Source organism: Bradyrhizobium manausense (genome assembly GCF_001440035.1).
GTDB classification, from domain to species: Bacteria; Pseudomonadota; Alphaproteobacteria; order Rhizobiales; family Xanthobacteraceae; genus Bradyrhizobium; species Bradyrhizobium manausense.
The window spans coordinates 22872-29726 of sequence record NZ_LJYG01000052.1 but is presented as its reverse complement, the minus strand read 5'-3'; the positions used below and the strand labels follow the sequence as shown (position 1 = coordinate 29726).

Here is a 6855-nt window from a genome sequence, read left to right as displayed (position 1 = left end):
GGCTCGGCCTCGCCCAGGTCCACGGATTTGCGACACAGTCGCGGGGGACGGTCCGCATTCGCTCGGAGGTCGGCAAAGGCACCAGCATCGAACTCTACCTGCCGCGATCGCACGACGTTCCCTCCCGAGAGCTGCACCTCGTGGATCTGAACATGGTGCGGCCGACAAGAAGCAGCCACGGCCGCATTCTGCTGGTCGAAGACGACGAGGAGGTCGCCGCACTGGTGAGCGAGATGCTCGCACAGCTCGGCTACGAGGTCACCCACGCAGCGAGCGGCGCCGCCGCGCTCGGCGCTCTCGCCGACGGCCGAACGGTCGACCTCGTCTTTTCCGACATCATGATGCCCGGCGGCATGAATGGCGTGGAGCTCGCCCGCGAAATCAGACGACGGCGAAGCGACATACCCGTGCTCCTGACCAGCGGGTATTCCGAGGCCGCAGTTCACGACGCTGAATTGGCGGGGATCCAGATCCTGCCGAAACCCTATCACATCGAGGAACTGGCCGCAGCGCTGAGCGCGGTGACGTCAGAGCTCGGGCGCGCAATCGACACCAAGCGCTCCAACCGATGCTGATGCGTGGTCTTGCGCCCCGAAAGCGATCGACAACGGGCTTCAAGAGCAGCTATCTGTCAGCATGGACCGCTTCAGCACCGAGAGATTGATCGCCGAGAGGCTGAACGAAGGTCACCTGACCGACCTCGTCGCGCTCCATCTCGATCCCGATGTCTCCCGCTATCTCGGCGGCGTGCGTTCCGCCGACGTCACGAAGGTCTATGTTGCGACTAACATGACACATTGGGACCGGCACGGATTTGGCCTGTGGGCGCTACGCACGAAGGACGGTGCATTCGCCGGGCGGGCCGGAATCCGGCACATTCCCGTGGACGGCGTCGACGAGATCGAGATCGCCTACACGTTCAAGCGCAACCACTGGGGCCAGGGCCTCGCCAGCGAGATCGCGACCGCGCTGACTGACATCGGCCTGTCGCAGCTTCAGCTGCCATCCGTGATCGGTCTCGTCTCTGTCGAACACGTCGCCTCACGGCGCGTGCTGGAGAAGGCAGGCTATGCACTGGAGAAACACACGGCGCATCACGGCGAGGACGTCGTGATCTATCGTATCAGGCGATGACGCATGACATGCCGGCGGCTCACAGCCTCGTGAGCGCCGCAACCAAATGTTCGGGATGAAACGGCTTTTCCAGCAACAGGCTGTTGGGCACGCCTTGTGACTTCCACAATCCAGCACCCGCGCCGCCGGTGATGTACACGACCGGAAGGGCCGGATCCTTTTCCCGCATTCTCCGCGCGAGATCCCAACCATTGAGCTTGCCGCCCAGATAGACGTCGGTCACCAGCGCCTTGTGACGCTTGCCGCGCGCGAGGAACACCGTCATCGCCTCTTCGCCGGACGAAAGGATGTCGGAGGCAAAGCCTGCATCCGCCAGCACGCTCTCGAGCACGCCCTGCAGCGGATATTCGTCCTCCACGATCAGGATCGAAGGTGGTTCCGACATGTTGGACCTTTGGCTCGCGCGATACAAATGTTCCAGCTCATCCGCAGCGCAACATAGGTTTTTGGCTTTCTGACGATGGCGTGTGTGAAACCTGAACACCCATTCAAGAAAGTTTCTTGTCAGTTCCTGCAACAGGCAGCGGCGGCATCCGTTGACGAACCGACGATGCAGAAGGAGGAGGAACAGATGAGGAAGCTGACTTACGCTCTTGCGGCAGTTGCGACACTCGCAATCGGTGCCCCCACCATCGCCAATGCGGCCGGCTTCGGCGTCTATGTCGGCGGCGACCGCGATGACTATTACGGCCCGCGTGCCCGCATCTACGAGCACGATCGCGGCTGGCATCATGGCTGGTACCACCACGACCGCGACTACGATCGCGGCGTCGTGATCCGCCGTCACCACTGGGACGACGACTAGTTCGTGCCAGCATCGTAAAACAAGGAGGCCTCGCTTCGGCGGGGCCTTTTTGTGATGCTACGGAATGCCATCCTTGCACCGCGTCCGCCCTTGGCGTCAAAGCGTCACGCGCTCGTTCGGGCAAGGCCGCTGCGTCGCGTGGATAGGAGCTTGAACGTAGCGATTCTTTCCAGCACGAGATTGCGATACGCGTCTGCATCAAGATTGCGATCGACGACGGCCGAAAGTCCACGCGAAACTGGGAGGAGGAGATCGCCATCGAATTGTCCGCGCATGGCGCCGATGGTGGCGGCATCCGCGCCCTGCGCGCCCAGCCCCGGTGCAAGTATGATCGATCGCGGCATGAGCTGCCGCAACCGCCTGCCCTCATGAACGGCCGTTGCACCAATAACCGCGCCAATCGCGCTCAGACGTTGCGCACCCTCCTGCGGTGGCCCGATATTGGCGATCAAGTCTGCAACATGTTCAGAGATCAGCCTGTTCCCTGCCACCTTGTCTTGAAGCCAACCTGCGCCCGGATTTGATGTTCTGCAGAGAACAAACAGACCCTTACCGTAGCTACGCGAGCAATCGACGAAAGGCTCCAGCGTATCCGGGCCCATGAATGGAGCGACTGTCAGGCAGTCGACTTCAAAGTCGCCGCTGCCACCGGCTGAGGCCGGGGTGAGATAGGCCCGGGCGTAGGCCGCTGCAGTCGATCCGATGTCACCTCGCTTGGCATCGAGAATGACCGCCATCCCGTTGGCCTTCGCCTGTGCAATGCCGGCCGATAGTGCCGTCAGGCCCCTTAGTCCGCAGGCTTCAAAATATGCGGACTGAAACTTTACAAAGCCGACCTGGCCCTTGAGTAGCTCAAGCATGAATGTGACGTAGTCTTCAATCCATGAGCCGTCCCCTCTATGATCGAAGAAGGCAGGAAGCTCAGGCAGGTATGGATCGATGCCCGCCACCAGCTCGCCAAACTCGGTGGCATTCCTCTCGACGAGGTCGATCCAAGAGAGAGTGGTCATCGCTAGCTCTCCAACGGCATCAGGAAGTTTCGGTCGAACCAAGGCCAAGCCGGCAATCCAACGCCAATCGCTATAAATCTCCGACGCGTCATCCTGTCCTCAGTTCGTCGGACGGGCTGAGTTTGTGGATGGGTGAGCTCTTGCGAAACCCATCACGCTGCAACACACTCGTATGCAATGATGGGTTTCGCAAGAGCTCAAACCATCCTACGCGCTATGGCGAGAGACCGCCGAAACCGGCAAGAAGTCCCTCGCAGCCGAGGGCCATCGCATACGGGCTCATTGGGCGACCTGCACGCACGCCTCGTCCTTCGAGACGACCGCTTCCAGCGGTCTCCTCAGGATGAGGCTAAACAGCTTCCGCACCCACTGACACTGCTGCCACAGGTCGAGGTACGACGACTGCTTCTGGCCCGACAATCCCACTCGGATTTGAATGGCTTTCGCGCGACCGGCTGTCTATGGTCTGACCATGTCACGCCTTCTCTGTCTCTTTGTTGCTGTCATCCTGTCGCTGCTGCCGGCCATTGTGCCTGCCGAGGCCGTCGCAAAGAAACCCAGGCAAGCCTGGCACGGCTATGGCTTCCTGCCGGGCTATCGCCAGCCGCTGAGCAACACCCAGCCGATCTTCATGCAGAAGAACGGCTTTCGTCGCTACGCGCGCGAAAACCAGCGCCCCTGGTACATCGATCCGGTGCCGGCCTATTACCGTTTCTTCGACGGCGAATGGCATTATTTCGGCCGGCCGGGCTTTGGCGGCTCGCGCTACAATGGCGGCAGCTTCGGTCCCTGCTGGACGCGGACGCCGATCGGCGCGATCTGGAATTGCGGCTGATTGTGCGGCCGATTCATTAATCCCGCCGGTTGAAGATCGTAGGGTGGGCAAAGGCGCACTTGCGCCGTGCCCACGAATTCGGCGCTCCGATAGAAAGTCGTGGGCACGCTTCGCTTTGCCCACCCTACGATAGCTCGCGCGACTGTGAGGGGTGAGCTTGAAGTCGTTACCTGAAATACCCGACCACGAGATCGGTATCCGCACTGGCGGCGACCGTGCCGTTCAGCTCGGCGTCGATGACGCGGCGGCAGGCTTCGATCGCGGCGTGGTCGCCGAGATCGTTGGCGGCTTCCAGCACGAGCCATGCGGCGTCGACCGTGGCCTTCTCCGGAGCTGCCCCGCCCGTCTCGGCGGGAAGCGGCTTGGCGGGAAGCGTCTTGGCGAGGCTCTTGTTCTTGCGAATCGCGGTGCCGAATTGAGGCAACATTGCAAATACTCCCTCGATATCCCGCTCAGTGGACCTGGAGCTCGGGCTGACGACCCGTGGCGGGATCGGCGCCGGCGCTGTTCTTGCGCGACTGGTAGAATTTCAGAATGCTGCGCGAGGTCTCGATCTTGAGCCGGCTGAAATCGCGCTCATTGTCGTGGAGCTCGCGCGCCGTGATCAGATGATCCTTGGCGCCGAGGAAGAGCAGCGACATCGTCGTGTCCCAGGAGAAGTCGAGAGCCTTGCACAGCACCAGGATCATCTCGCGGTTACGATCCATCAGCGCCCGCTCGATCACGTCGACCGGCAGCGATGACAGCAGCGACAGGCCGATCTGGACCTCGTCGAAGCGATGCTGGCGCGCATAGTTCGAGATCGAGACCTGGTTCAGGTTGCCCTGCCGGTACTGCGTCGTCACCACGCGCTTGGCGACGAAATAGCTGCGCGAGGACGGGCCGAACTTCGACTGCAGGTCGCCGGTGACCTCGGTCACCGAGCTCTGGATCTGCGACATCATCTCCGGGCGCTCGGTCTCGAGGCGGCGACGGACGTCCTCCGACGCCTTGGAGATGAGCTGCTGGAAGACGTGGCGCGGCACGTCCTTGCGCAGGCCAAGTTGTTCGGCAAGAATCGAATCTCCCTCGGCGCGGCGGACCATGTGCAGCAGGCCCGAGCCGGAGAAGCGCGCCCCCTCGTTCCTGGCGACCGAGGTGACAACCTCCTGGTTACCACGCTTGACGAGAACGTCGGTCACGGCCTCGCCGATCGTCTCGCGCTGGGAGATCGCGAGCAGATGCGCCTGGCCCTTGGTCATGGCGCTCTCGACCAGCACCTTCTCGCCGATCCTGACGGAGTCGCGCAGCACGGGGCCGGCGACCGCGATCTCGTCGTCGAGCGCGAGCTTCTCGATGACGTTGAGCGGCGCGTGATCGCAGCCTGCCATCAATTCGGAGAGCTGCGCCCGCGCGGCGACCTCGATCTCGTCGGCAAGCCGGCCGATGACCTCGCCGAACATGCTGATCTCGTCGTCGACGTAGCGGCCGGTGATCAGAAGATCAGTCGCATGCCACAACGCCTTCGCCCGGCTCTCGTCCGTGCCGCGCGCGATTGCGTCGTCCAGATCCTGTAGAAGCGTTTTCGCCCCATCCATCGCGATAACCCCAGTTCTTGGTCCAGTTGCTGGCGAGCCATCCTGCCGATGCGGGCAGGACGCCGGATTCCTCTGGGGACCAACACTAGGGAACAAACGCGAGAATCCAGTAAAACCGTCACATCAGTTTTGCCGACGAAAATTCGTTCAAATGCGAGGAAGTTCGGTTACTGCGGCGCAAGGTGTGCTCCACCCTCCCGGAGTATCGTAGGGTGGGCAAAGCGAAGCGTGCCCACCACCTAATCGTGGGCACGGCGCAAGTGCGCCTTTGCCCACCCTACGATTTCGGACTCGCGGCGACATACCTCTTGCAAGCGGGAGAGGTAAGAAGAGCCCGCGGCTCGAGCTTTCCTTATTGATGCCTTACGGATTCTGCGGCGTCAGGACCAGCGGCGGCTTCGGCCGCGGCTTTGCGGGCGGTGGGCCCGGGGCGGGCCGCACGTCGATCGGCGGCGGTAAGGGGGCGACTTGCTGGCTCGCCAACGGCGGGCTCGGCGCAGCGGGCGCGGCCAGCGGCGGCTTCGGTGTCGGTGCGGCTTTGGGCTCCAGCTTCGCCTTCGGCGGCGGGCGGCGCGGATCGCGGCCGGGCAACGGCACCTCGGTCGGCGACGGCTCAGGCTCGGGCGAGACCAGCGTCGGCAGCGCGGCGGTTGCGGGCGGCGGCTCGCCACGCTCGATGGCATCGAGCCGTCGCGTCTCGCGATCGATCGTGCGCACCGCGAGCCACGACGACAACGGCGTGAGATCGACGGTGCGGCTGAGCTTGTCGGGGGGTCCGGCCGCAAACAGCTGGATCTCCGGCGGTGCGCCGGAGAGACCGGTCATGATCGGCGTGAGGCTGGCGCGGATATCGGCCTGGTCGGCGGGAATGTCGTAACCGCCGGAGACGATGGCATGGGCGTTCTTCGCTTCCAGCGGCGTTGCGCCGACGCGCAGGCGGCCGTCGCGGATCGTGAACGGGATCTGCGCCGAGGCGACCGCGATCGGCCCCGCGGACAATGCGGGCTCGACCAGCTGACGCAATCTGGTGTCGTCGGAGATCTGGCCATTGTCGCTGGCGCGAATGGCGATCTCGAAGGCGCGCGGATTGAGGCCGTTGATCTCGGCCGCATCAAGCGTCACCGTGCCGTTGCCGGCGAGTGCGCCTGTCAGCGCCGAGACGCTGCGGCCCTGGCTCGTCAGCGTCATCTGCGCCGAGATGCGCCCCTTCGGCAGCGCCAGATCGCGGTAGCGCAGCGAGGCCGCATCGACATTGCCGAGATCGAGATGCGCATTCAGCGCCAGACCGTTGGGGCCGTTGCGGGCATCGAGGCTTGCGGTCATCTCGCCGCCACCGAGGCTGCCTTTGAGTGCGTCGAGCGCGAGCGACTGGCCGTCGCCCCTGAGCGCGCCGCTGAAGGGACGAATCTCGATTCCCCCGGGCAGGTTGCCGCGCAGCGCCTGGAACGCGACCCGGCCGCGCCAGCCGGTGATGAGGCCCGCGCTGAGCGGCTC

At 63.6% G+C, this 6855-nt stretch carries 8 protein-coding genes and 1 pseudogene; 4 read left to right on the top strand and 5 right to left on the bottom strand.

What is annotated here, in order from left to right:
* Window positions 1–575, top strand: a 575-nt coding sequence (locus tag AOQ71_RS47775) for a response regulator (protein ID WP_245316876.1), incomplete at its 5' end; no start/stop codon positions are given.
* Between the two features lie 61 nt (window positions 576–636).
* Window positions 637–1134, top strand: a complete 498-nt coding sequence (locus AOQ71_RS13810; protein ID WP_057747231.1) for a GNAT family N-acetyltransferase — start codon at window positions 637–639, stop codon at window positions 1132–1134.
* A gap of 19 nt (window positions 1135–1153) precedes the next feature.
* On the opposite strand, the gene AOQ71_RS13805 is transcribed toward AOQ71_RS13810, so the two are convergent.
* Entirely contained in the window at window positions 1154–1651 is a 498-nt protein-coding gene (locus tag AOQ71_RS13805) for a response regulator (RefSeq protein ID WP_245316875.1), read from the bottom strand.
* Between the two features lie 54 nt (window positions 1652–1705).
* Between AOQ71_RS13805 and AOQ71_RS13800 the strand changes: the two genes are divergently transcribed.
* Window positions 1706–1939 (top strand): hypothetical protein, encoded by a 234-nt coding sequence (locus AOQ71_RS13800; protein ID WP_063958233.1) that lies wholly within the window; start codon window positions 1706–1708, stop codon window positions 1937–1939.
* Window positions 1940–2043: 104 nt separating this feature from the next.
* Here the strand turns inward: AOQ71_RS13800 and pyrF are convergent, their stop codons facing one another.
* Window positions 2044–2949 (bottom strand): orotidine-5'-phosphate decarboxylase, encoded by a 906-nt coding sequence (pyrF, locus tag AOQ71_RS13795; protein WP_057747276.1) that lies wholly within the window; start codon window positions 2947–2949, stop codon window positions 2044–2046.
* Between the two features lie 472 nt (window positions 2950–3421).
* Between pyrF and AOQ71_RS13790 the strand changes: the two genes are divergently transcribed.
* A complete protein-coding gene (locus AOQ71_RS13790; RefSeq protein WP_057747275.1) occupies window positions 3422–3784 on the top strand; it encodes a hypothetical protein in 363 nt (120 codons plus the stop codon).
* Window positions 3785–3950: 166 nt separating this feature from the next.
* Here the strand turns inward: AOQ71_RS13790 and AOQ71_RS13785 are convergent, their stop codons facing one another.
* The 3 genes and pseudogenes from AOQ71_RS13785 to AOQ71_RS47770 all read right to left on the bottom strand — a co-directional run.
* On the bottom strand, window positions 3951–4211 hold the full coding sequence (locus AOQ71_RS13785; protein WP_057747228.1) for a hypothetical protein: 261 nt from the start codon (window positions 4209–4211) through the stop codon (window positions 3951–3953).
* A 25-nt stretch (window positions 4212–4236) separates the two neighbouring features.
* A complete protein-coding gene (locus AOQ71_RS13780; RefSeq protein WP_057747227.1) occupies window positions 4237–5361 on the bottom strand; it encodes a DUF2336 domain-containing protein in 1125 nt (374 codons plus the stop codon).
* Window positions 5362–5724: 363 nt separating this feature from the next.
* Window positions 5725–6855, bottom strand: a pseudogene (locus AOQ71_RS47770) (AsmA-like C-terminal region-containing protein); the annotation flags it as partial.

Bases quoted from the DNA above. Each gene is read 5' to 3' on its own strand.
- AOQ71_RS13780 (WP_057747227.1), bottom strand. From the start codon at position 5,361: ATGGATGGGGCGAAAACGCTTCTACAGGATCTGGACGACGCAATCGCG.
- AOQ71_RS13800 (WP_063958233.1), top strand. From the start codon at position 1,706: ATGAGGAAGCTGACTTACGCTCTTGCGGCAGTTGCGACACTCGCAATC.
- AOQ71_RS13785 (WP_057747228.1), bottom strand. From the start codon at position 4,211: ATGTTGCCTCAATTCGGCACCGCGATTCGCAAGAACAAGAGCCTCGCC.
- pyrF (WP_057747276.1), bottom strand. From the start codon at position 2,949: ATGACCACTCTCTCTTGGATCGACCTCGTCGAGAGGAATGCCACCGAG.
- AOQ71_RS13790 (WP_057747275.1), top strand. From the start codon at position 3,422: ATGTCACGCCTTCTCTGTCTCTTTGTTGCTGTCATCCTGTCGCTGCTG.
- AOQ71_RS13810 (WP_057747231.1), top strand. From the start codon at position 637: ATGGACCGCTTCAGCACCGAGAGATTGATCGCCGAGAGGCTGAACGAA.